Origin of the sequence: Pseudocitrobacter sp. RIT415 (assembly GCF_003057695.2) — a bacterium.
Classification (GTDB): domain Bacteria; phylum Pseudomonadota; class Gammaproteobacteria; order Enterobacterales; family Enterobacteriaceae; genus Pseudocitrobacter; species Pseudocitrobacter faecalis.
In genome coordinates, this window is sequence record NZ_QBJC02000021.1 from 53,906 (window position 1) to 76,957 (window position 23,052).

22 protein-coding genes are annotated in these 23,052 nt (G+C 54.0%); 6 read left to right on the forward strand and 16 right to left on the reverse strand.

All coding sequences use genetic code 11. From position 1 onward, the window contains the following. Positions 1-4: 4 nt before the first annotated feature. From wzyE to trxA, 12 genes are all read right to left on the reverse strand, one after another. Positions 5-1,345, reverse strand: coding sequence for an ECA oligosaccharide polymerase (gene wzyE / locus DBY68_RS18200; RefSeq protein ID WP_108476918.1), 1,341 nt, complete (start codon positions 1,343-1,345; stop codon positions 5-7). Next, positions 1,342-2,421, reverse strand: coding sequence for a TDP-N-acetylfucosamine:lipid II N-acetylfucosaminyltransferase (locus DBY68_RS18205; protein ID WP_108476919.1), 1,080 nt, complete (start codon positions 2,419-2,421; stop codon positions 1,342-1,344). The genes wzyE and DBY68_RS18205 overlap by 4 nt, the downstream gene beginning before the upstream one ends. Beyond that, a complete protein-coding gene (gene wzxE / locus DBY68_RS18210) occupies positions 2,418-3,668 on the reverse strand; it encodes a lipid III flippase WzxE (RefSeq protein ID WP_108476920.1) in 1,251 nt (416 codons plus the stop codon). Before wzxE ends, DBY68_RS18205 begins: the two co-directional genes overlap by 4 nt. 1 nt (position 3,669) lies before the next feature. After that, entirely contained in the window at positions 3,670-4,800 is a 1,131-nt protein-coding gene (gene rffA, locus DBY68_RS18215) for a dTDP-4-amino-4,6-dideoxygalactose transaminase (RefSeq protein ID WP_108476921.1), read from the reverse strand. A 4-nt stretch (positions 4,801-4,804) separates the two neighbouring features. After that, positions 4,805-5,479, reverse strand: coding sequence for a dTDP-4-amino-4,6-dideoxy-D-galactose acyltransferase (gene rffC, locus DBY68_RS18220; protein ID WP_108476922.1), 675 nt, complete (start codon positions 5,477-5,479; stop codon positions 4,805-4,807). A gap of 33 nt (positions 5,480-5,512) precedes the next feature. Next, the gene (gene wecC / locus DBY68_RS18225) at positions 5,513-6,775 is read right to left on the reverse strand and encodes a UDP-N-acetyl-D-mannosamine dehydrogenase (protein WP_108476923.1); all 1,263 of its coding nucleotides are present in this window, start codon (positions 6,773-6,775) and stop codon (positions 5,513-5,515) included. After that, positions 6,772-7,902 (reverse strand): UDP-N-acetylglucosamine 2-epimerase (non-hydrolyzing), encoded by a 1,131-nt coding sequence (gene wecB / locus DBY68_RS18230; RefSeq protein WP_108476924.1) that lies wholly within the window; start codon positions 7,900-7,902, stop codon positions 6,772-6,774. The genes wecC and wecB overlap by 4 nt, the downstream gene beginning before the upstream one ends. 57 nt (positions 7,903-7,959) lie before the next feature. Further along, positions 7,960-9,006, reverse strand: a complete 1,047-nt coding sequence (wzzE, locus tag DBY68_RS18235; RefSeq protein WP_108476925.1) for an ECA polysaccharide chain length modulation protein — start codon at positions 9,004-9,006, stop codon at positions 7,960-7,962. 13 nt (positions 9,007-9,019) lie between these two features. After that, positions 9,020-10,123: a UDP-N-acetylglucosamine--undecaprenyl-phosphate N-acetylglucosaminephosphotransferase gene (gene wecA, locus DBY68_RS18240; protein ID WP_108476942.1), complete on the reverse strand. Its 1,104-nt coding sequence runs from the start codon at positions 10,121-10,123 to the stop codon at positions 9,020-9,022. Between the two features lie 220 nt (positions 10,124-10,343). Next, positions 10,344-11,603 carry a transcription termination factor Rho gene (gene rho, locus DBY68_RS18245; protein WP_001054528.1) on the reverse strand — a complete coding sequence of 420 codons (1,260 nt, stop codon included), beginning with the start codon at positions 11,601-11,603 and terminating at the stop codon, positions 10,344-10,346. 78 nt (positions 11,604-11,681) lie between these two features. Next, the gene (locus tag DBY68_RS23270; protein WP_146745485.1) at positions 11,682-11,774 is read right to left on the reverse strand and encodes a rho operon leader peptide; all 93 of its coding nucleotides are present in this window, start codon (positions 11,772-11,774) and stop codon (positions 11,682-11,684) included. 160 nt (positions 11,775-11,934) lie between these two features. Further along, on the reverse strand, positions 11,935-12,264 hold the full coding sequence (trxA, locus tag DBY68_RS18255) for a thioredoxin TrxA (protein WP_108476927.1): 330 nt from the start codon (positions 12,262-12,264) through the stop codon (positions 11,935-11,937). A gap of 142 nt (positions 12,265-12,406) precedes the next feature. Here trxA and rhlB point away from each other — a divergent pair, with 142 nt between their 5' ends. Together rhlB and gppA are read left to right on the forward strand one after the other, a co-directional pair. Then, positions 12,407-13,672: an ATP-dependent RNA helicase RhlB gene (rhlB, locus tag DBY68_RS18260; RefSeq protein WP_015966456.1), complete on the forward strand. Its 1,266-nt coding sequence runs from the start codon at positions 12,407-12,409 to the stop codon at positions 13,670-13,672. Positions 13,673-13,678: 6 nt separating this feature from the next. Further along, positions 13,679-15,163, forward strand: coding sequence for a guanosine-5'-triphosphate,3'-diphosphate diphosphatase (gene gppA, locus DBY68_RS18265; RefSeq protein ID WP_108476928.1), 1,485 nt, complete (start codon positions 13,679-13,681; stop codon positions 15,161-15,163). A gap of 95 nt (positions 15,164-15,258) precedes the next feature. Here gppA and rep read toward each other — a convergent pair whose 3' ends face one another. Then, positions 15,259-17,280, reverse strand: a complete 2,022-nt coding sequence (gene rep / locus DBY68_RS18270) for a DNA helicase Rep (protein ID WP_108476929.1) — start codon at positions 17,278-17,280, stop codon at positions 15,259-15,261. A gap of 112 nt (positions 17,281-17,392) precedes the next feature. On the opposite strand from rep, the gene ppiC (DBY68_RS18275) reads away from it, so the two are divergent. After that, the gene (ppiC, locus tag DBY68_RS18275) at positions 17,393-17,674 is read left to right on the forward strand and encodes a peptidylprolyl isomerase PpiC (protein ID WP_108476930.1); all 282 of its coding nucleotides are present in this window, start codon (positions 17,393-17,395) and stop codon (positions 17,672-17,674) included. A 49-nt stretch (positions 17,675-17,723) separates the two neighbouring features. Continuing rightward, positions 17,724-18,005 (forward strand): peptidylprolyl isomerase PpiC, encoded by a 282-nt coding sequence (gene ppiC / locus DBY68_RS18280; RefSeq protein WP_108476931.1) that lies wholly within the window; start codon positions 17,724-17,726, stop codon positions 18,003-18,005. A 119-nt stretch (positions 18,006-18,124) separates the two neighbouring features. Here the strand turns inward: ppiC (DBY68_RS18280) and ilvC are convergent, their stop codons facing one another. Continuing rightward, a complete protein-coding gene (gene ilvC / locus DBY68_RS18285; RefSeq protein WP_108476932.1) occupies positions 18,125-19,600 on the reverse strand; it encodes a ketol-acid reductoisomerase in 1,476 nt (491 codons plus the stop codon). Positions 19,601-19,751: 151 nt separating this feature from the next. On the opposite strand from ilvC, the gene ilvY reads away from it, so the two are divergent. Together ilvY and DBY68_RS18295 are read left to right on the forward strand one after the other, a co-directional pair. After that, complete coding sequence (gene ilvY, locus DBY68_RS18290) at positions 19,752-20,639, forward strand: HTH-type transcriptional activator IlvY (protein WP_108476933.1); 888 nt, start codon at positions 19,752-19,754, stop codon at positions 20,637-20,639. 32 nt (positions 20,640-20,671) lie between these two features. Continuing rightward, positions 20,672-21,040: a hypothetical protein gene (locus DBY68_RS18295; protein ID WP_233503908.1), complete on the forward strand. Its 369-nt coding sequence runs from the start codon at positions 20,672-20,674 to the stop codon at positions 21,038-21,040. A 16-nt stretch (positions 21,041-21,056) separates the two neighbouring features. Here DBY68_RS18295 and DBY68_RS18300 read toward each other — a convergent pair whose 3' ends face one another. Both DBY68_RS18300 and ilvA read right to left on the reverse strand, forming a co-directional pair. Continuing rightward, the gene (locus DBY68_RS18300) at positions 21,057-21,341 is read right to left on the reverse strand and encodes a YceK/YidQ family lipoprotein (RefSeq protein WP_108476943.1); all 285 of its coding nucleotides are present in this window, start codon (positions 21,339-21,341) and stop codon (positions 21,057-21,059) included. A 166-nt stretch (positions 21,342-21,507) separates the two neighbouring features. Further along, entirely contained in the window at positions 21,508-23,052 is a 1,545-nt protein-coding gene (gene ilvA / locus DBY68_RS18305; protein ID WP_108476944.1) for a threonine ammonia-lyase, biosynthetic, read from the reverse strand.

Genomic DNA, 23,052 nt, shown 5'->3' on the forward strand with positions numbered 1-23,052 from the left:
CTTTTCAAACATGCTTAAGCGGTTTAAATCGCTGGTGAACCAGCCCCGCGCTTTCAAACAGCCAGTACAACAGTTTTGCCACCAGTAAACAGAGGCCGAAAACAACCAGGAAAAAGACCACGCGCGAAACAAATGAATCCAGCCCTTCCCTCGCCAGCACGATCATATTGAAGATAGCGCCAAAACAGAAACTGTGCAGAATGGCCGCTTTATAGCGGTTGGTCTCTTCATTACCCAGCATGTAGAGCCAGTCGAACCACTTAATGATAAGCCCCACCACCACCGCGCCCAGTGGGATAAACCACACGCCGCCCATCACCACCAGCGAACCAATCAGCGTCGGGGAAATCGCCAGCCCGGAGTGGTTATTCAGCACTTCCCAGGTGAAGTAGTTAGCGGTATTGAGCACGATGCCAGGACGATCAGGCCACAGCCAGGTTGGGATGAAAACATAGAAGTCGCGCGCAATCGGCGCCAGCCCCTGGAAATCAATTTTGTCGTAGTTCTGCAACAGCAGCGCCAGGTTTTCCCACGGCGAGAAGGTATCACGCGTCAGATAAAGGAACGTGTAGAACGCTTCGTCGCCACTCACGCTCATTCCATAGCGCTTCAGTGCCAGCCAGAACATGCCGACAATCCCCATCACACCTGCCGCCGCCAGCATCCACAACGAGATCCAGCCGCGAATAATGCCGATAAACAGGAAGATGGCGAAGGCGATAATAATGTTGGCGCGCGTGCCGCCGACAATGGCGTAGGTCAGTAAACCAAATGCCACGGTGCTGAGCAGGAAGAAGATCCACGCTTTCCAGCCAGGACGCAGGAAGTACACCACCAGCATCGCCGGAATAAAGAAGTAGAAGAAACGCTTCAGTGCTACGCCGGACACTTCGCTGGAGAAAATCTGGCTGTACGAGCGCAGCTTAAACAGCAGGAAGCCGTTATGCATAAAGAAGATGCCAACCGTCAGTAGCGCCAGCCCCATCAGCAGGATCCACGTCAGGTTAGTCTCTACCCGGTTCATGGTGAACAGCGGCCTGCGCGGTACGCCGGACGACGCCGGACGCAGGCGCGTTTTATAACTCACGTAGTACACGGCGTAGAAACAGACCGAGGCCAGCAGCGTTTGCAGCAGAACTTCCGGCGGCGCAACGCCCACGTCGAAGCGGAACACCAGCGTACAGGTGAGCGGGAAGCCGAAGAAGAACGTGAGTAGAAACAGCAACGAGAAGAATACGTTGAAGTTAAAACGCACCCGACGAAACTCAAACCAGGTGAGCGTGCCGATAAACAGCGATGACAGCAGCCACACCACAAACAGGCCAGTGAATTGCATTTCCGTCATATCGGCTCTCCGGCGGCTAAACGCAGGGCACGATGCCAGGGCCCCAGATAGTTCGGGCGGAAGAAAGTAATCGCGCTTTTATCCACCAGCGCCAGTTGACGCTGGGCCTCACGCACAACCGCTTCATCCAGCGCGTCTTCCGTAAACAGAACCGGGATGTGCTGCTCAGTCATATCCTGCCAGAAGGGATTCTGCCGATTGAGCACGCAGGGTACGCCCGCCTGAATCAACAGACACAGCGTGCCAATGCCCTGCTGGCGGGCAAAAATAAAATAGCCCAGGTCGCAGCGGCGTAATAACGCCAGATAGTCGTCAAATTCCAGCTTTTCGCTGAGAATTTGCAGATTCTCTTCGCTAAACAGCGCCAGCCCGGCGGCACGCACCTCATTAATGTACGCGTCGTTATTGGCCGGATAGCCCATCGGCACAATTACCGTGACCGTGTCGCCAAACTGCTGATGTACCGCTTTTAACGCGGCGATATGCTCGTTACTGCGATCGCCGGAGTTCCCTACCAGAATGGTGAGTTTCCCGCTACGCGGCGCGCCCGGTGCCAGCGTATTTAACGCCGGATCCATGCGTGTCGGGAAGTAAAGCAGTTCACCGTGTACGCGAGGGTGTATACGAGCAAAATAGCTGAGATCGCCGCGCGTGGCGAATACACATCCCACCCGCGCCTGTGCCATGCGGCGCAGCGGATAGAACAGACGGAACTTCAGCCCCTGAGAGACTTCGTAGAGATCCGCCCCCCAAATGTGCCAGTTAAACTGCGCAGGTTTGATACCGCCACTCAGCAGCGCCAGCCACAGGCCCGTATTGAACTGGCCGTGGAAAAAGAAATGCTGCGCGCGTGATGCCTTCGCCCGCGCGACCACCGCTTTTGCCAGCGTCGCTTTATCGGGGTAGCACTCGATGGCCAGGGCGGTGTATGTCGCCACCAGGCTGTCGTCACGACTCACCACCATAAACTGGCGCGCATGTTCGCTGGTGCCTGCCAGTTCTTCAGAAAAGAAGCGGAGTACGGTCTGGTTGTGGTGAGGGATATCCGATCCCAGAACATGTATCAGTGCTGTCATAGCCGTTTACGCCAGATTAAAAACGCGCCGCAACAAAGGGCGAAATAAACAATGTAGGTTGCCATATAGGCTTGTGCCGCGCCCAGCGCGCCATGCGCCGGTATCAGCCAGTGTGAAAACGCAGTAAGCAGCGTAAACTGGCTGATTTCCGCAAGGATATACAGGCGCAGCGACGCTTTGGCAATCACCAGATAACCAAAAACGTAAGCGCCGACTTTCAGCACATCGCCCACCAACTGCCACGCAAACAGGTCGCGCATAGCGGCAAACTTCGCGGAGAAGAGCAGCCAGATAGCGAAATCGCGCAATATCCAAACGGTAAAACTCGCCGCCGCGACGGCGGGTAAGACAAACTTAAGGGATCGGAGGATTTCACGGGTAATCTCCGATTTTCCTGTCAATCGCGATAACGTAGGCAGCAAATAGACGCTAAAAGACGCGGTAATAAATTGCAGGTAAGCATCGGATATACTGCTTACCCCCTGCCAAATCCCCACTTCATCCCAGCTGTAATGCGCCGCCATCAGGTTTCGCATCATCACATACGCCACGGGAAGCGTAACCGAGGTGATGAGCGCCATCAGGGTGAATTTGCCTAATTGACCGGCAAGCCACATGTCCCACCGCGGCTTCAGGTATCCCCACGGAATGGTGCCGCGACGCGTCAACATGACCGCCGCCGGGATAACGATCAGCGCCGGAACCAGCGCCAGGCCGAGCAGCGCGCCCTGATATCCACCAAAGCGATAACAGGCGTAATAGGCAACAACACCAATAAAACTCCCGGCAATCAGGGAGAGCGCATTGCCCGCCGCATCGCGAAAGCCTTTCATCAATGCCAGCAGCAGGTTTGCCCACGCGATGCCCATCTGTACCAGCGCAACCAGACGCACCAGCCCCTGATATTCCGTATGACCAAACAGCGCCTGGCTGACAGGTGCTGCAGCCAGCAGGAAAACGAGAGCGAGTAGCGTGGAGAACCCCAACACCATCGCCGACGAGGTACCGACCACTTTACGCAGTTGTGTCGGGTCGTCATGATGCTCGGCAACAAATTTAGTAACGCCGTTAAAAATCCCCGCGCCCGCCAGCACGCCTAATACGGTGACCAGCTGACGGAAGTTACCCGCCTGCCCCACGCCCGACGGCCCGAATGAGACCGCCAGCAGTTTGACCACCAGCAGGCCAACACCAATTTTTACCAGCGTGGACGCGGCGGTCCACACGGAAGCTTTAGCCAGTGACATATCAGGCGAAGTAGTTCAGCAGCGTATTGATCACCGTGCGCTGATTGACCGCCGCCAGATTGTAGAACAGCGGCAGACGGAGCAAACGCTCGCTTTCCTGGGTGGTGAAGCGATCTTCCCCATGGAATTCGCCAAACTTCTCACCTGCCGGACAGGTATGCAGCGGAATGTAGTGGAAGACCGCCAGAATTTCGGCTTCTTTCAGGAAAGCGATAAGCTTGCTGCGATCGTCATTATCACGCAGCTTGATATAGAACATATGCGCGTTGTGGCCACAGTTTTCCGGCACCGACGGCAGTTCAATACGCCCGGATTTCGCCAGCGGTTGCAACGCGTCATAGTAGGTTTGCCATAGCGCCAGGCGCTGTTGGTTAATACGTTCCGCCGCTTCCAGCTGTGCCCACAAATAGGCCGCCTGGAGATCGGACATCAGGTAGCTCGAGCCGATATCACGCCAGGTGTATTTGTCTACCAGGCCGCGGAAAAACTGGCTGCGGTTGGTGCCTTTCTCGCGGATGATCTCCGCACGTTCCACCAGCGCTTTATCGTTGATTAACGTCGCGCCGCCTTCTCCGCCTGCGGTGTAGTTTTTGGTTTCATGGAAGCTAAAGCAGCCAATATGACCGATAGATCCCAGCGCGCGGCCTTTATAGATCGACATCACGCCCTGTGCAGCGTCTTCAACGACAAACAGATTATGCTTTTTGGCGATGGCCATAATGGTGTCCATTTCACAGGCCACGCCTGCGTAATGCACCGGCACAATCGCGCGGGTTTTATCGGTGATTGCTGCTTCGATCAGCGTTTCATCGATATTCATGGTGTCTTTACGCACATCCACGAAGACAATTTTGGCTCCGCGCAGGACAAACGCGTTGGCGGTAGAAACGAAGGTGTAGCTGGGCATGATCACTTCATCACCCGGCTGGATATCCAGCAGCAGCGCCGCCATCTCCAGGGATGCGGTGCAGGACGGCGTCAGCAGCACTTTCGCGCTGCCAAAATGCTGCTCCATCCACTGCTGGCAGCGGCGGGTAAAACCCCCATCGCCGCACAGTTTGCCGCTGCCCATCGCGGATTGCATATAGTCGAGTTCGGTTCCCACCACCGGCGGGGCGTTAAATGGAATCATGGTGTCACCTGTATAACCAGTATGCGGTGCTGACAATATTCGCCCCGCTTTGAATGTAGCGTTTCAGTGCTGCGGTATTGCCGATTTGCGTCGCAACCCGCAGCGTCGACAGGCCGCGCGTCTGCGCCCAGTATAGTGCTGCCTGCATTAATTCTGCGCCCGCGCCGCGCCCGGCCAGCAGGCCAATACGCGCCTCACTGGCGTTCAATTCACGTAGCGAAACAAATGCACGGATCGTGCCGTCATCGTGGCGGAAAACCAGACATTGATCGTCGAAGGTGCCTTTTACCGCGTTTTCAATCCACTGCGCGTAAAACCGCCCGCTGGCGTCGATGGCATACCACGGCGCGCGAAAACGGCTTTGCGAGAATGCCTGTGCGGCAAGCTGTCGCAGTTGCGGAATATCGTCAACCGTCGCCACCCCGGCAGATGAATGGGCAACGGCTTTAACCGTCAGTGCCAAATCGACCTCGCCTTCCACCAATTGAAAACCCAGCTGTTGTAATGCATCCAGCCGATCTGTCTGATGAGCGGCGATTTTAGCCTGCACGCGCGACCAGCCGTTGAGTGCTTCCGGCGTCAACGGTTCGGCCTGTTCGTCAAAACAAACCTTCGCGCTGTTGATGCCGAAGAACTGGTTTTCCCAGTTCAGCGGCTCAATATTGGCGCGGACGGGCATAGAAACGCCCTCTAAAGAGGGCCAGAATTCGTTTCAACGCCACACCCCTTTCGCATCGACGATAAACGACTGAGTGACATTCCTGGCGGCGATGGCTTTAAATTCATTGTGATCGACCAGCATGACGATCACGTCTGCCTGAGCCAGCGCATCGTCGGTAGAAACCAGCGTACATAACCCGTCGAGTTTTTTCGGCAAATGATGAATATTCGGTTCAACGACCAGCGTTTCACCGGCGTGCCATTGGGCAATCAGTTCAGCGATTTCCATGGCCGGGCTTTCACGCAGGTCATCAATATTCGGCTTGAATGCCAGGCCAAAACAGGCAATTTTCAGTTCGCTGGCACGTTTGTTGGTCGCCGCCAGGCAATCCGCCACGTTGGCTTTAACCTGATCAATCACCCAGAACGGTTTGTGATCGTTCACTTCACGAGCGGTGCGAATCAAGCGCGCCTGCTGCGGGTTCTGCGCCACGATAAACCACGGATCTACAGCGATGCAGTGACCGCCCACACCAGGGCCCGGTTGGAGGATGTTTACGCGCGGGTGACGATTCGCCAGACGAATCAGTTCCCAGACGTTGATCCCCTGATCGGCGCAAATCAGCGACAATTCGTTAGCAAAGGCGATGTTTACGTCGCGGAAGCTGTTTTCCGTCAACTTGCACATTTCTGCCGTGCGAGCGTTAGTGACTACACATTCGCCTTCAAGAAAAATGTTATACAACTCGCTGGCGCGCGCGGAGCACACCGGCGTCATACCACCAATCACGCGGTCATTTTTTATAAGCTCAACCATCACCTGCCCTGGCAATACGCGCTCCGGGCAATACGCGATATTGATATCCGCTTTTTCGCCTGCCTGCTGCGGGAAGGTGAGGTCCGGGCGAAGATCGGCCAGCCATGCGGCCATTTGCTCCGTCGCGCCTACCGGCGAGGTCGACTCAAGTATCACCAGCGCGCCTTTTTTCAGCACTGGCGCAATCGACTTCGCCGCCGCTTCAACAAAGATCATATCCGGTTCATGATCGCCTTTAAACGGCGTCGGTACCGCAATCAGGTAGGCATCGGCTTCAACTGGCGTGGTGGTCGCACGCAGATGTCCCGCGCTTACCGCTGTCTTCACAACGCTGTCGAGGTCTGGCTCAACGATATGAATTTCGCCACGGTTAATTGTATCAACCGCGTGCTGGTTGATATCCACACCGACGACCTCTTTTTGCCGGGATGCAAAGGCCGCCGCAGTAGGGAGGCCAATATAGCCAAGACCAATTACCGAGATGGTTGAGAAACTCATAGCGTTACCTGATTATTTTTAAGGGCTGATAAGATACGTTCGCATGCCTGGCCGTCACCATACGGGTTATGTGCCCGGCTCATCGCCTGATATTCGTTTTCATCGTGCAACAGGCGCGACACTTCGTCGACAATCCGGCGGCTGTCGGTGCCCACCAGACGTACCGTCCCCGCGTCAATCGCTTCCGGGCGCTCGGTGGCGTCACGCATCACCAGCACCGGTTTGCCCAGTGATGGTGCTTCCTCCTGAATTCCACCGGAATCGGTGAGAATCAACCAGGCGTGATTCATCAACCAGACGAAAGGCAGATAATCCTGCGGCTCAATCAGAATGACGTTTTTCACATGCCCCAGGATGCGATTCACCGGCTCGCTAACGTTCGGGTTGAGATGCACTGGGTAGACAATTTGCACATCCGGATGGGTGGCCGCGATTTCAGCCAGCGCGTGGCAAATATGTTCAAACCCGCGGCCAAAACTTTCGCGGCGGTGACCGGTAACCAGAATCATCTTTTTACCGTTCGCTAAGAAAGGATAGCGCCGGGAGAGTTCATTACGCAGCGTTTCGTTGTTCAGCACGCGATCGCGCACCCAAAACAGCGCATCGATAACCGTATTACCGGTGACAAAAATACGCGTGTCGGCAATGTTCTCTTTCAGCAGATTCTGGCGCGACGTTTCCGTCGGCGCGAAGTGATACATGGCCAGATGCCCGGTCAAAGTACGGTTGGCTTCTTCTGGCCACGGGGAGTAGAGGTTACCCGTACGCAACCCGGCTTCTACGTGACCGACTGGGATACGTTGATAAAACGCGGCCAGACTCGCGGCTGCGGTGGTGGTGGTGTCGCCGTGCACCAGCACGACGTCCGGTTTGAATGATTCCAGAACCGGCTTTAATCCTTCAAGGATTCGACAGGTAATTTCCGTCAGCCCCTGACCCGGACTCATAATGTTGAGGTCGTAATCAGGGACAATAGAGAAAAGATTTAGCACCTGATCGAGCATCTCTCGATGCTGTGCGGTGACACAGACCTTGGCCTCAAAATGAGGATCTCTTGCCAGCGCATGAACCAGAGGCGCCATCTTGATCGCCTCCGGACGCGTACCAAATACACACAATACTTTCACATCGTTTCTCTTCGAGTAGATGAGACAGATCTATCGCCCTGATTCAGGGCGATGTCATTACAACACGCGACGACGTGTTAATGCGATACCCGCACCCACCAACGCGCCGACAATTCCCCACATTACCATCAGGAATGCGCGACGAGGGCTGGTACGTTTAACGGGTTCTTCTGGTGTGCGCAGATAACGATATGTCTGAAAGCGCGGGTCGAGTGTTGGCCCAACATTGAGCGTGTTGAGCATAGCGCGACCCTGATCGTACTCCAGATCGTAGGTCGGCCCGCTGGCCTGAAGGTTTTCCAGACGCGCCTGTAACATCGGGCGGCCCAGCATAAACAGTTCGGAATCCGGCAGCTCCTCGGCGGGAACGTCGGTTTCGCTGCGGGAAATATTGTGTTGCTCCGCGACTTTCAGTGCAGACTCGACACTGTGAATGCGGCGATTAAAGATGGTCTGCGCCACTTCTTCCTGACGTTTCACCTGCGCTTTCATCTGAATAGTCCGCGCCGCCCAGGCACCTTTAAGCTCATCGTTAAGATGGCCCGCCGCACGCTGGCTGGCGAATGCGACATACTGGCGCAAGAGGTTGTTGGCGTCCGGCGCGGTTTCCGCCGTCAGCTTCACGCTGTCGCTGACACTTTTAAGCACGTCACCCGGCATAAACTGAATGTCGTTGATAAGCTCATCAAGCAATGCCGCATCGGCGCGAGAATTCCCTACCATACGCTGCTTGTAATAATCGGTCTGCGACCAGAAATCGCGGCGCGTATCCCAGGAGGCGAGTTGCATAATGAACTCTTTGTACGCCTCATCCATTACTGAAGGCTGGATAGTGCCCGCCGGGCTCGCCTTCGCATCCAGATTACGCAGGAATTGCTGTTGGGAGTAGTAGCCACCCAGCATGTTTACCGTGGGACGATCGGTAATCGCCGTCGCGCTCCACTCCTGGCGGGCAAAAAAGGTATAAATCAGGACGATGACGGCAAAGAGAACCGCAAAGCCAATAATCCAACGTTTTCCCGACCATAACGCGCGAAACAGACCGCGAATATCCAGTTCATTCTCAGCACTCTGCGATTGTGCTTTCGGTAATGGTTGTGTCATTACATCCCCAGTATTACTTGGTTAAGTTTTGTGTATTGCCATTGCTACGGCGCATGCGACGTTTCACGCGCTTGATAAAACGCGCCACTTTCCACGCTCTCTTGATGCAGTAACCATACAGGAAAAAGGCTGCCAAAAATAATAGCAGCATGGCCCATTCCGGAATGAAGTGAGTATACTCCGCTGCCACACCAATCGTGGCGAGTAGCGCGGCGGCAAGCGTTATTAGGACAAATGCCTGACGTGAAGTAAACCCTGCGCGCATGATTAAGTGATGTATATGCTGCCTGTCCGCTGAGAAAGGACTCATTCCCTTACGTAAACGTCGGTACATAATGGCAACCATATCCATCAATGGAATAGCGATAATCCATAATGCAGTAACCGGGCTAATCGGGTGACGCTGGCCCTGAGTGGTTTCTAAAAGGATCCAGATGACGGTAAAGCCAATCAGCGTACTGCCCGCATCGCCCATAAAAACTTTGTATCGGCGGCCAAGCAGGCCCAGATTAAGCATAATGTAGGGAAGAATGCTGGCGATCATGGCAAAACACCACATGGCCAGGCTCGTCTGCCCATCGAACCAAAGAATAAAGCCAATCGCAGCAAAGGAGACGCAAGACAATCCCCCCAACAAACCATCTATACCATCTACCATATTGAAGGCGTTGATGGCGGCCCAGACCGCGAACAGCGTCAGGAAATAGCCGAAAGGACCCAGTACAAGTTCCCATTCGCCGAAGATGTACCCAAGACTGCTCAGGTAAAGTTTACCCACAGAAATCATTACGATAGCTATGACAGCCTGGACCACGGCGCGTATTTTTACGCTGATATCAAAGCGATCGTCCAGCGCTCCAACGAGGACAAGAACACCCGCGCACAGCAGATAGAGATTTACATGGGGAATGTAGCCATCCGAGAGAGCAAAGGTAAAATTGATTCCTGCGAACACAGAAATCCCGCCGACAAGAGGGATCAGCCCCTGATGCCGTTTACGGAAGTTGGGCCTATCCACCAACCCAATTTTTATTGCCACTTTTCGTGCAAGAAAAATAAAAATGGTTGTGAATAAGAAGATACTGATTAACTCAGATAAAGCAGTGAGTAAATTCAAAGTGTATGCGCTCTCAGCATATATCATTTCCTTAAAGTATAATGCGTTACCTTGAGCCGTTGAAGTGACCTTTTAGAACATTACACTCATGTTTTCCGGTTTGATCTCCATCTAAAGCGCAGGTTAAACCTTTTCCTATGCTGTTTGACCTGATGATGTCTGAGATTTGCTGAAAAGAAAAACGCCACGCAAAGCGTGGCGTTTTTCTACTCAACGATGTTTACGAACGTTTCATCATGTCGAAGAAGTCGTCGTTGGTTTTGGTCATCGCCAGTTTATTGATGAGGAATTCCATCGCATCGATTTCGCCCATCGGGTGAATAATTTTGCGCAGGATCCACATTTTCTGCAGCTCTTCCTGAGTGGTGAGCAGCTCTTCTTTACGGGTACCGGAACGGTTGTAGTCGATTGCCGGGAAGACGCGTTTTTCAGCAATCTTACGAGAGAGGTGCAGTTCCATGTTGCCTGTACCTTTAAACTCTTCGTAGATAACTTCGTCCATTTTGGAACCGGTATCGATCAGCGCCGTGGCGATGATGGTCAGGCTGCCGCCCTCTTCCACGTTACGCGCGGCACCGAAGAAGCGTTTCGGGCGGTGCAGGGCATTGGCGTCCACACCACCGGTCAACACTTTACCGGAAGCCGGGACGACGGTGTTGTAGGCACGCGCCAGACGGGTGATGGAGTCGAGCAAAATGATAACGTCTTTCTTGTGCTCAACCAGGCGTTTCGCCTTCTCGATAACCATTTCCGCAACCTGAACGTGGCGAGATGCCGGTTCGTCAAAGGTAGAAGCGACAACTTCACCTTTCACCAGACGCTGCATCTCGGTCACTTCTTCCGGACGTTCGTCAATCAGCAGTACCATCAGTACGCAGTCCGGGTGATTGTAGGCGATGCTCTGCGCAATGTTCTGCAGCAGCATGGTTTTACCTGCTTTCGGCGGTGCCACAATCAGGCCACGCTGACCACGGCCAATTGGCGAAGCCAGATCCAGCACGCGTGCGGTTAAGTCTTCGGTAGAACCGTTACCACGTTCCATACGCAGACGAGAGTTTGCGTGCAGCGGGGTCAAGTTCTCGAACAGGATCTTGTTGCGCGAGTTTTCCGGCTTATCGTAGTTAACTTCGTTAACTTTCAACAGCGCAAAGTAACGCTCACCCTCTTTAGGAGGACGAATCTTACCAGAGATGGTATCACCTGTGCGGAGGTTGAAACGGCGGATTTGGCTGGGGGAAACGTAGATGTCATCAGGACCGGCGAGGTAGGAGCTGTCTGCAGAGCGGAGGAAACCAAATCCATCCTGCAATATCTCCAGTACGCCATCACCAAAGATATCTTCGCCACTCTTTGCGTGCTGCTTCAGGATGGCAAAAATAATGTCCTGCTTGCGCATACGGGCCTGGTTTTCCAGTCCCATATTTTCGCCGAGAGTGATCAGCTCAGAAACCGGCGTATTCTTTAATTCGGTAAGATTCATAATGGTGTGGGTTCTTAAACTCGGGGTAATTCTCGAACTTAATGTTGTGAATGGTATGGCAGGATCATCCATGCCTGTTTACGGCCATCGACTCATGTCTGTTCGCGGTCTGGTAACAAGAGCGTACGCAGAGCTGAAACGACAAGACGGAAAGAGTGACAAGCCAGGAATCTGTCAACTTCACGCGTTGTACCAACGGGAAGTATCGGGTCGAACAAGATTCAAACAAAGATATGTTTAAAACGAAGTCAAAGTTAACTTAGCACGACTGAAGCCGGGCGTCCAGAGTCCTATCTATTTTAGGACCACTGCACGCCCGTATAAGGATCTCTTACGCCAGGTTAGCGTCGAGGAACTCTTTCAGCTGACCTTTGGACAGTGCGCCCACTTTGGTTGCAGCCACTTCGCCGTTTTTGAACAGCAGCAGGGTCGGGATACCACGAATGCCATACTTCGGCGCAGTGCCCGGGTTCTGATCGATGTTCAGTTTAGCAACGGTCAGTTTACCCTGATACTCGTCAGCGATTTCATCCAGAATCGGGGCGATCATTTTGCACGGACCACACCACTCTGCCCAGAAATCGACGAGTGTCACCCCGTCAGCTTTGAGTACGTCCGTGTCAAAACTGTCGTCAGTCAGGTGAATAATTTTATCGCTCATATATAACTCCACAGGAATAAGCCTGATGTGTTGTGTAGCATTAATCAACGGCGTGTTGATTCTACTTTCGCCAACAAAGGTTGACGTTATTTCACCGGATACGCTTTCTTAATGCAATAGTAAGCTGATATTCTACCACACTATGAGCAAAACACATTTAACAGAACAGAAGTTTTCCGACTTCGCCCTGCACCCGAAGGTGATTGAAGCCCTTGAAACTAAAGGGTTTCATAATTGTACGCCCATTCAGGCTCTCGCACTCCCGCTGACGCTGGCGGGTCGTGACGTTGCCGGGCAGGCGCAAACCGGTACCGGGAAAACGATGGCGTTCCTGACGTCAACGTTTCATTATCTTCTTTCTCACCCGGCAATTGCTGACCGCCAGGTGAACCAACCGCGCGCGCTGATCATGGCGCCGACGCGTGAGCTCGCCGTGCAGATTCACGCCGATGCCGAGCCGCTGGCCCAGGCAACGGGTTTGAAACTGGGGCTGGCTTACGGCGGCGACGGCTACGATAAACAGCTGAAAGTGCTGGAAAGCGGCGTCGATATTCTTATCGGTACCACTGGCCGTCTGATCGATTACGCGAAGCAAAACCATATTAATCTCGCGGCAATTCAGGTTGTTGTGCTGGACGAAGCCGATCGCATGTACGATCTGGGCTTCATTAAAGATATCCGCTGGCTGTTCCGTCGTATGCCGCCGGCAAACCAGCGCCTGAACATGCTGTTCTCTGCCACCCTTTCTTACCGTGTTCGCGAACTGGCGTTCGAACAGATGAACAACGCCGAATACGTTGAAGTCGAGCCTGAGCAGAAAACGGGCCATCGTATTAAAGAAGAGCTCTTCTATCCGTCTAACGAAGAAAAAATGCGTTTACTGCAAACGCTGTTAGAAGAAGAGTGGCCAGATCGCACCATTATCTTCGCCAACACCAAGCACCGTTGCGAAGATATCTGGGGTAGCCTGGCGGCAGATGGCCATCGCGTAGGTCTGCTGACCGGCGACGTGGCGCAGAAAAAACGTCTGCGTATTCTCGAAGAATTTACCCGTGGCGACCTCGATATTCTGGTTGCGACTGACGTTGCCGCGCGCGGCCTGCATATTCCTGCCGTTACGCACGTCTTTAACTACGATCTTCCGGACGACTGTGAAGACTACGTTCACCGTATTGGCCGTACCGGCCGCGCGGGCGCACGCGGTCACTCTATCAGCCTCGCCTGTGAAGAGTACGCGCTGAATCTGCCGGCGATTGAGACCTATATCGGTCACTCCATTCCGGTTAGTAAGTACAATCCCGATGCGCTGTTAACCGATCTGCCGAAACCGTTACGTCTGACGCGTGTGCGTCAGGGCAATGGTCCACGCCGTTCTGGCGCGCCACGTAATCGTCGTCGTTCAGGTTAAAAGAATATGCCCAGTTCCACCTCGCTGTATGCAGCTATAGACCTTGGTTCCAATAGTTTCCATATGCTGGTTGTTCGTGAGGTGGCTGGAAGTATTCAGACGCTGACGCGCATCAAGCGCAAAGTCCGTCTGGCTGCGGGGTTAAGCGGCGATAATATCCTATCGGCAGAAGCGATGGAGCGCGGGTGGCAATGCCTGCGCCTGTTTGCCGAACGTTTACAGGATATTCCCCAACCGCAAATTCGTGTCGTCGCGACCGCAACACTTCGTCTGGCTGTGAATGCGCAAGATTTCCTCGATAAAGCGCAGGAGATTCTTGGCTGCCCGGTGCAGGTCATTCGCGGTGAAGAAGAAGCGCGCCTGATTTATCAGGGTGTTGCGCACACTACGGGCGGCGACGATCGTCGTCTGGTCGTGGATATCGGCGGTGCCAGTACCGAGCTGGTCACGGGCAAAGGGGCGCAAACTACCTCACTGTTCAGCCTGTCGATGGGCTGTGTCACCTGGCTGGAGCGTTTCTTTACCGATCGTAATCTGGCGCAGGAAAACTTCGACGAAGCGGAGAAAGCCGCGCGTGATGTGCTGCGTCCGGTCGCTGATGAGCTGCGCGCACATGGCTGGAAAGTCTGCGTCGGAGCATCCGGCACAGTTCAGGCGTTGCAGGAAATCATGATGGCGCAGGGGATGGACGAGCGCATTACGCTTGCCAAACTTCAGCAGTTAAAACAGCGCGCGATTCAGTGTGGACGTCTGGAAGAGCTGGAAATCGAAGGCCTGACGCTGGAACGCGCGTTAGTGTTCCCGAGCGGTCTGGCGATTTTGATCGCCATTTTCACTGAGCTGAATATCCAGTGCATGACGCTGGCCGGTGGCGCCCTGCGCGAAGGCCTGGTTTACGGTATGTTGCACCTGGCGGTTGACGAAGACATCCGCAGCCGCACGCTGCGCAATGTACAGCGCCGGTTTATTGTTGATACCGAACAGGCAGCACGCGTGTCACAACTGGCGTCTCACTTTGCCGATCAGGTTGAAAAACAGTGGGATATTGAGCCATTAAGCCGCGAACTGCTGCTAAGCGCGTGCCATCTTCATGAAATTGGTTTGAGCGTCGATTTCAAACAAGCGCCAGCACATGCGGCGTATCTTGTACGTAATCTTGATTTGCCAGGCTTTACGCCCGCGCAGAAAAAACTGCTGGCAACACTGCTGCTTAACCAAACTAACGCCATCGATCTCTCTTCACTGCATCAGCAAAATGCGGTGCCGCCACGCGTGGCCGAGCATCTGTGTCGCCTGCTACGGCTGGCGATTATCTTTGCCAACCGCCGCCGTGACGATCTTTTGCCGCAAATCACGATTACAGCCAACGAAGAGGCATTAACGTTGAAACTGCCTGAGGGCTGGCTGGCGCATCATCCACTGGGTAAAGAGATTGTTGATCAAGAATGTCAGTGGCAGAGTTATGTGCACTGGCCGTTGATCGTGCAGTAAAAAAGCGCATGTCGGATGGCGCTTCGCTTATCCGACCTTCAGAGAATTTTTGCTCTATCAGGCCGGGTAAGGCGAGGCCGCTCCCCGGCACTGTTTTATTGGCCGCGTTTTGCCGCCATCATCGCTTTCAGATTCGCCAGATGGCTCTGCCCTTTCTGCATTCGCTCTTCGGCGCTCACCACCTTCCGCTCCTGTTCCCACTGTAAATCATCCTGCGGAAGTTCCAGTAAAAAGCGGCTCGGCTCCGGGCGCACCAGTTCGCCATACTGCCGGCGCTCTTTGCACAGCGTAAAGATTAGCTCCTTCTGCGCACGGGTAATGCCGACGTAGGCCAGACGGCGCTCTTCATCGACATTATCTTCATCGATGCTGCTCTGGTGCGGCAATAACCCCTCTTCCATCCCCACCAGGAACACATACGGGAACTCCAGGCCTTTGGACGCGTGCAGCGTCATCAATTGCACCTGATCCAGCTCCTCCTCGCTTTCCCCCCGTTCCATCATATCGCGCAGGGTAAAGCGGGTGACCACCTGCGTCAGGGTCATCGGTTCGTCGATTTCACTGCCTTCGAGCATTTCCGTCATCCAGCCAAACAGCGTGTTGACGTTTTTCATCCGCATCTCGGCGGCTTTCGGGCTGGCGGAGGTTTCAAACAGCCAGGACTCGTAATCAATGCCATGAATCAGATCGCGCACTGCCGCAACGGGTTCACGTTCGGACAGACGCTGCACTTCGCTAAGCCAGTGGGTGAATCGGGTAAGAGATTCGTACCCACGCCCGGTGAGCGTTTGCGTCAGGCCCATATCAAAGCTGGCGGCAAACAGGCTTTTGTTGCGGGTCATCGCCCACTCACCCAGCTTTTGCATCGTCGCTGCGCCGATTTCACGCTTCGGCGTGTTGACGATACGCAGGAACGCGCTATCGTCGTCCGGGTTGGTCAGCACGCGCAGATATGCCAGCAGGTCTTTAATTTCCGGACGCGAGAAAAACGACGTGCCGCCGGAAATTTTGTAAGGGATGCGGTTCTGCATCAGGAATTTTTCGAACACTCGCGACTGATGGTTACCGCGATAAAGAATCGCGTAATCCTTATACTGCGTTTTGTTCACGAAGTGATGGGCGATCAGCTCACCGGTCACGCGCTCGGCTTCGTGTTCTTCATTGTTGGCGCTCAGCACCTTAAGTTCTTTCCCGTAGCCCAGCTCAGAAAAGAGGCGTTTTTCAAAAACGTGCGGGTTATTGGCAATCAGGATATTCGCCGCTTTCAGGATGCGCCCCGAGGAACGATAATTCTGCTCAAGCTTAATAACCTGAAGGGCCGGAAAATCCTGACTCAACAACACCAGGTTTTGCGGACGCGCGCCGCGCCAGGAGTAAATCGACTGATCATCATCACCCACTACAGTAAAACGCGCCCGTTGCCCCACCAGCAACTTCACCAGTTCATACTGGCTGGTGTTGGTGTCCTGATATTCATCCACCAGCAAGTAGCGAATCTTGTTCTGCCAGCGCTCGCGCACCTCTTCATTACGTTGCAGTAGCAGCGTCGGCAGCAAAATAAGGTCATCGAAGTCGAGGACATTGCACGCTTTCATGTGCGCATCGTACAGGCCATAGCAATGGGCAAAAATACGATCCCGCTCGCCTTTCGCGCTCGCCGCCGCTTGTGCAGGCGATTTCAGATCGTTTTTCCAGTTAGAGATCGTCGAGATCAGCTGTTGCAGCTGCACTTTATCGTCTTCGATCAGCCCCTCGGTCAGATCCTTGAGCAAGGCCACCTGATCCGTATCGTCAAAGAGAGAGAAGTTGGATTTCATCCCGAGAGCAGCATATTCGCGCTTGATGATATCCAGCCCCAAGGTATGGAAGGTCGAAATCATCAGGCCGCGTGCTTCTTTGCGCCCAAGCGTCTGCGCGACGCGCTCTTTCATCTCACGCGCCGCTTTATTGGTAAAGGTGACTGCGGCAATGTGTCGCGCCTGGTAACCACACTGGTGGATCAGATGGGCGATTTTATTGGTGATCACGCGAGTCTTACCGGAACCCGCGCCCGCCAGCACCAGGCAGGGGCCGGTAACGAATTCGACAGCGTGTTGTTGGCCGGGGTTTAGACGCATAGGAGTATTGCTCAATCTTCGAACGGGGGGAGGATTGTAGCAGAAAGTTGCGCAGAGATTTACCCGCCGAATGGTAAAGTGTTGAACAGTACAACACGATGAGAAACTCGCCATGGCAAAGAGCGCCGCAGCCCTGCATATTCTGGTCAAAACAGAAGAACTCGCCCTCGAGATCCTCGCCAAACTGGATCGTGGCGTCAGCTTCGACCATCTGGCAAAACGCTATTCGAGCTGCCCATCCGGGCACAATGGCGGCGATTTAGGGGAATTCAAACAAGGCATGATGGTAAAACCGTTCGATGATGCCGTCTTCAGTTGTCCATTGTTGAAACCTTACGGGCCGGTGAAAACCAAATTTGGCTATCACATCATCAAGGTGTTATATCGCCGATAACGCATGCTAAAATCGCCAGCCTTATTGACCCCTTTCGAAGGCGCATATCATGGCAAAAACAGCAGCAGCACTGCATATCCTGGTTAAAGATGAGAAAACCGCTCTGGATCTTCTGGAGCAGATTAAAAACGGCGCCGACTTTGGCAAGCTGGCGAAGAAGCACTCCATTTGCCCATCAGGCAAACGCGGTGGCGATTTAGGGGAATTCCGCCAGGGGCAGATGGTTCCGGCGTTCGATAAAGTGGTGTTCTCCTGCCCGGTGCTGGAGCCGACTGGCCCGCTGCACACCCAGTTCGGTTATCACATCATTAAGGTGTTGTATCGTAACTGAGGCCCCTCACCCCGGCCCTCTCCCACAGGGAGAGGGAGAAAACAACGCACATTCAAAACTTGCACAATCGGTCCCCTCTCCGTGTGGGAGAGGGTTAGGGTGAGGGCATCGGTACGCAGTTATCCCGCAACCGCAATACGTTTCATATCCGTCATATAGCCACGCAGTTTCTGCCCGACTTTCTCAATCGCATGGCTACGAATCGCTTCGTTCACATCACGCAGTTGTGCGTTATCAACGGCACCTTCGGCAATCGCTTTGCCCAGATCGCCCGGCTGGATTTCAGTCATGAACGATTTCAGCAGCGGCACACAAGCGTAAGAGAACAGGTAGTTACCGTATTCAGCGGTATCAGAGATAACCACGTTCATTTCGTACAGACGCTTACGGGCGATGGTGTTGGCAATCAGCGGCAGTTCGTGCAGTGATTCATAGTAAGCAGATTCTTCGATGATGCCGGAATCAACCATAGTTTCAAACGCCAGCTCAACGCCTGCTTTTACCATTGCGATCATCAGTACGCCTTTATCGAAGTACTCCTGCTCGCTGATTTTACCTTCATACTGCGGCGCAGTTTCGAACGCGGTTTTACCGGTCTCTTCACGCCAGGTCAGCAGTTTCTTATCATCGTTGGCCCAGTCTGCCATCATGCCGGAGGAGAATTCGCCGGAGATGATGTCATCCATATGCTTCTGGAACAGCGGTGCCATGATCTCTTTCAGTTGCTCTGACAGTGCGTAAGCACGCAGTTTCGCCGGGTTAGAGAGCCTGTCCATCATCAGGGTGATACCGCCCTGCTTCAGCGCTTCGGTGATGGTTTCCCAGCCGAACTGAATCAGTTTTTCGGCATAAGCCGGGTCGGTGCCTTCTTCCACCAGCTTGTCAAAGCACAGCAGAGAACCGGCCTGCAACATACCGCAGAGGATGGTTTGCTCGCCCATCAGGTCAGATTTCACTTCCGCAACGAATGAAGATTCCAGCACACCCGCACGGTGACCACCGGTTGCAGCAGCCCAGGCTTTAGCGATCGCCATGCCTTCGCCTTTCGGATCGTTTTCCGGGTGAACGGCGATCAGCGTCGGTACGCCGAACCCACGTTTGTACTCTTCACGTACTTCGGTGCCCGGGCATTTCGGCGCAACCATCACTACGGTGATGTCTTTACGGATCTGCTCACCCACTTCTACGATGTTGAAACCGTGAGAGTAACCCAGCGCCGCGCCATCTTTCATCAGCGGTTGAACAGAACGCACGACGTCGGAGTGCTGCTTGTCTGGCGTCAGGTTAACCACCAGATCCGCCTGCGGGATCAACTCTTCGTAAGTGCCCACTTTGAAACCGTTGTCGGTCGCTTTACGCCAGGACGCGCGCTTCTCAGCGATCGCTTCTTTACGCAGGGCATAAGAGATGTCCAGACCGGAATCACGCATGTTCAGGCCCTGGTTCAGACCCTGTGCGCCACAGCCGACGATGACTACTTTTTTACCCTGAAGGTAGCTCGCGCCGTCAGCGAATTCCTCGCGGCCCATAAAGCGACATTTGCCCAGCTGTGCCAGTTGCTGGCGCAGGTTCAGTGTATTGAAGTAGTTAGCCATGGTGATTCCTCGTGATGTTGTGCTTCTTATTGTTCGGTTCGCTGTTGAGCGAGAATGTCACCACATTACAACAGGAAATTTATTGCGGAAATTGATATATTCACAACGTCATGTTGCAATTTCTGCAACGTCAAAATCGAGGGTAACGCCTGTGGACTTACGCGATCTGAAAACCTTCCTGCATCTGGCCGAAAGCCGCCATTTTGGGCGCAGCGCACGGGCAATGCACGTCAGTCCGTCTACGCTTTCCCGGCAGATTCAGCGCCTGGAAGACGATCTCGGTCAGGCGCTTTTTGTGCGAGATAACCGTACGGTGACACTGACCGAAGCGGGGGAAGAGCTACGCGTTTTTGCCCAGCAAACCTTGTTGCAGTATCAGCAACTGCGCCACACTATTGACCAGCAGGGGCCGTCGCTCTCGGGCGAGTTACATATCTTCTGTTCGGTAACCGCCGCTTACAGCCATCTGCCACCGATTCTCGATCGCTTCCGCGCGGAACACCCTTCCGTAGAGATTAAACTCACCACCGGCGATGCGGCCGATGCAATGGAAAAGGTGGTCACGGGCGAAGCAGATCTGGCGATTGCCGGTAAACCGGAAACCTTGCCCGGCGCGGTGGCGTTTTCGATGCTGGAGAATCTGGCGGTAGTGTTGATCGCGCCTGCGCTGCCCTGTCCGGTGCGTAATCAGGTATCAGTCGAAAAGCCCGACTGGTCAACGGTGCCGTTTATCATGGCCGATCAAGGGCCGGTGCGCCGCCGCATTGAGTTGTGGTTTCGACGTAACAAAATCAGTAACCCGATGATTTACGCCACGGTCGGTGGGCATGAAGCAATGGTGTCGATGGTGGCGCTCGGCTGCGGCGTGGCGCTGCTGCCAGAAGTGGTGCTGGAAAACAGTCCGGAGCCGGTGCGCAACCGCGTAATGATTCTGGAGCGCAGCGATGAGAAAACACCGTTCGAGCTGGGCGTTTGCGTACAAAAAAAGCGGCTGCATGAGCCGCTGATTGAGGCGTTCTGGAAGAACTTGCCTGACTAACTGAGGAAAATGTAATGAAAACAAAAATATAGATAGTATCTCTGGTTTTAGCGGTAAGTTGCAGCGCACAAGCCAAACCGAAAGGAATCACCGTTCAGGATGTGAAGCATCTGGCCTTGAAGGAGTGTTTAACGTCTCATTACCGTGAACGTACGCCAGCTGAATCCTTTTCTGCTCCCGCTCATGACCGTTCATTTCTGCCTGAAAGGTATGCTTTAGATAATGCTGGCAAGTGGAATACTTTCCGGAAATTTGTCGCCAAAGAGACGAAGGGATTCGGCACCCTCACCCTTGCGCTATGTCCCGATAGCGCAAAGGATGCGAATAACATAATGGAGCAGTGTATGAGCTTTTATGAGTCGGAGAAGCTGGATAACTATGCCCGTAGTTTAGTCAAATGATTCTTCCGCGAGTTTATTATTGCCCACATCCCGGTTTTGGATAAGCGGGATCGTGGGCGGCAAGCATACCGCAGTATGGTGAATAAATTAAATCAACCGGAACAAGCAGGGTGTCAGCGACAAGAGAAAATGGTAAATCCAGCAATAAAGTAAGCGAAAGAGGCTTATCGAAATTAACACTCTCTGCATCGAACTGTGTGCCATGATAATAAGTGTAACGCTCCCCCGCCACCCTCGAGATAATACTACCGCAACCGCTAAGCAAAAAAGTTAGCATAAAAATAACTGATGCAAATTTCATCTCAACTTCCCTGATTAATAACACTTTGAGCATTTGACATTTATGCCGGGTTCACCAGCTTTAGCCTCTCCATGACAGCCTGAGAATTATTGCACCAACCAATAAGACGTCTATGCGAATTTGAAAAATGACCGGAAACGGACCTGACTTCCGGCCACCAACTCAATTAACCCGCCAAAAAGAACCTGAACGCCGGGTTATTGGTTTCGTCGTGGCAATCGTAGCCCAGCTCATTCAGCCGGGTTTCGAAATCCGGTTCATGATCGCCAAGCTCGAACGCTGCCAGTACACGCCCGTAGTCGGTGCCATGACTGCGATAGTGGAACAATGAGATATTCCAGTGCGTACCCAGCGTGTTGAGGAAGCGCAGCAGCGCACCCGGTGATTCCGGGAATTCGAAGCTGTAGAGGCGCTCCTGCAACGGATGCGATGGACGTCCGCCGACCATATAACGCACGTGCAGCTTCGCCATTTCATCATCGGAGAGATCGACCACGCTGTAACCGCCATCGTTGAGCATCTGCAAAATCTCTTTGCGCTCTTCGAGGCCGCGACTTAAACGCACGCCGACAAAAATGCAGGCGTTTTTCGCATCGGCAAAGCGGTAGTTGAACTCGGTGACTGAACGCCCGCCAAGCAACTGGCAGAATTTGAGGAAGCTGCCCTTCTCTTCCGGGATGGTCACCGCCAGCAATGCTTCACGCTGTTCGCCCAGCTCGCAGCGTTCCGAGACATAACGCAGGCCGTGGAAGTTCACGTTGGCACCGGAAAGAATATGCGCCAGTCGTTCACCATGGATGTTGTGCTGAGCGATGTACTTTTTCATTCCCGCCAGCGCCAGCGCACCGGAGGGTTCCGCCACTGCACGCACATCTTCGAACAGGTCTTTCATCGCCGCGCAGATGGCATCGCTATCAACGGTGATGATGTCGTCGAGATACTCCTGACACAGACGGAAGGTCTCATCGCCGATACGTTTTACCGCGACACCTTCAGCGAACAGCCCCACGCGAGGCAGGTCTACGGGATGCCCAGCATCCAACGCCGCTTTCAGGCAAGCGGAGTCTTCCGCTTCGACCGCGATAACTTTTATTTGCGGCATCAGTTGTTTGATCAGCACCGCGACACCCGCCGCCAGACCACCGCCGCCGACCGGCACAAATACGCGGTCGAGATGGGCGTCCTGCTGGAGCAATTCCAGCGCCAGCGTGCCCTGCCCGGCGATCACCATTGGATGATCGAACGGCGGCACCCAGGTGAAGCCCTGCTGCTGAGACAATTCAATCGCTTTGGCTTTCGCTTCATCGAAGTTCGCGCCATGGAGCAGCACTTCACCGCCGAAGCCGCGTACCGCATCCACTTTAATATCAGCGGTGGCGGTTGGCATGACGATGAGCGCCTTCACGCCTAGCCGCGCGGAGGAAAACGCGACGCCCTGCGCATGATTACCCGCAGAGGCGGTGATCACGCCGTGCGCTTTTTGTTCTTCCGTCAGCCCCGCCATCATCGCGTATGCACCGCGCAGCTTGAAGCTGTGCACCGGTTGGCGGTCTTCGCGCTTCACCAGAATGACGTTATCAAGACGCGACGACAGTTTTTCCATTTTCTGTAGCGGCGTGACCTGCGCCGCTTCGTAAACCGGCGCGCGTAGCACCGCTCTTAAATATTCGGCGCCTTCCGGGGCGCCGGACAGGGGTTGTGAGTCTGCCAT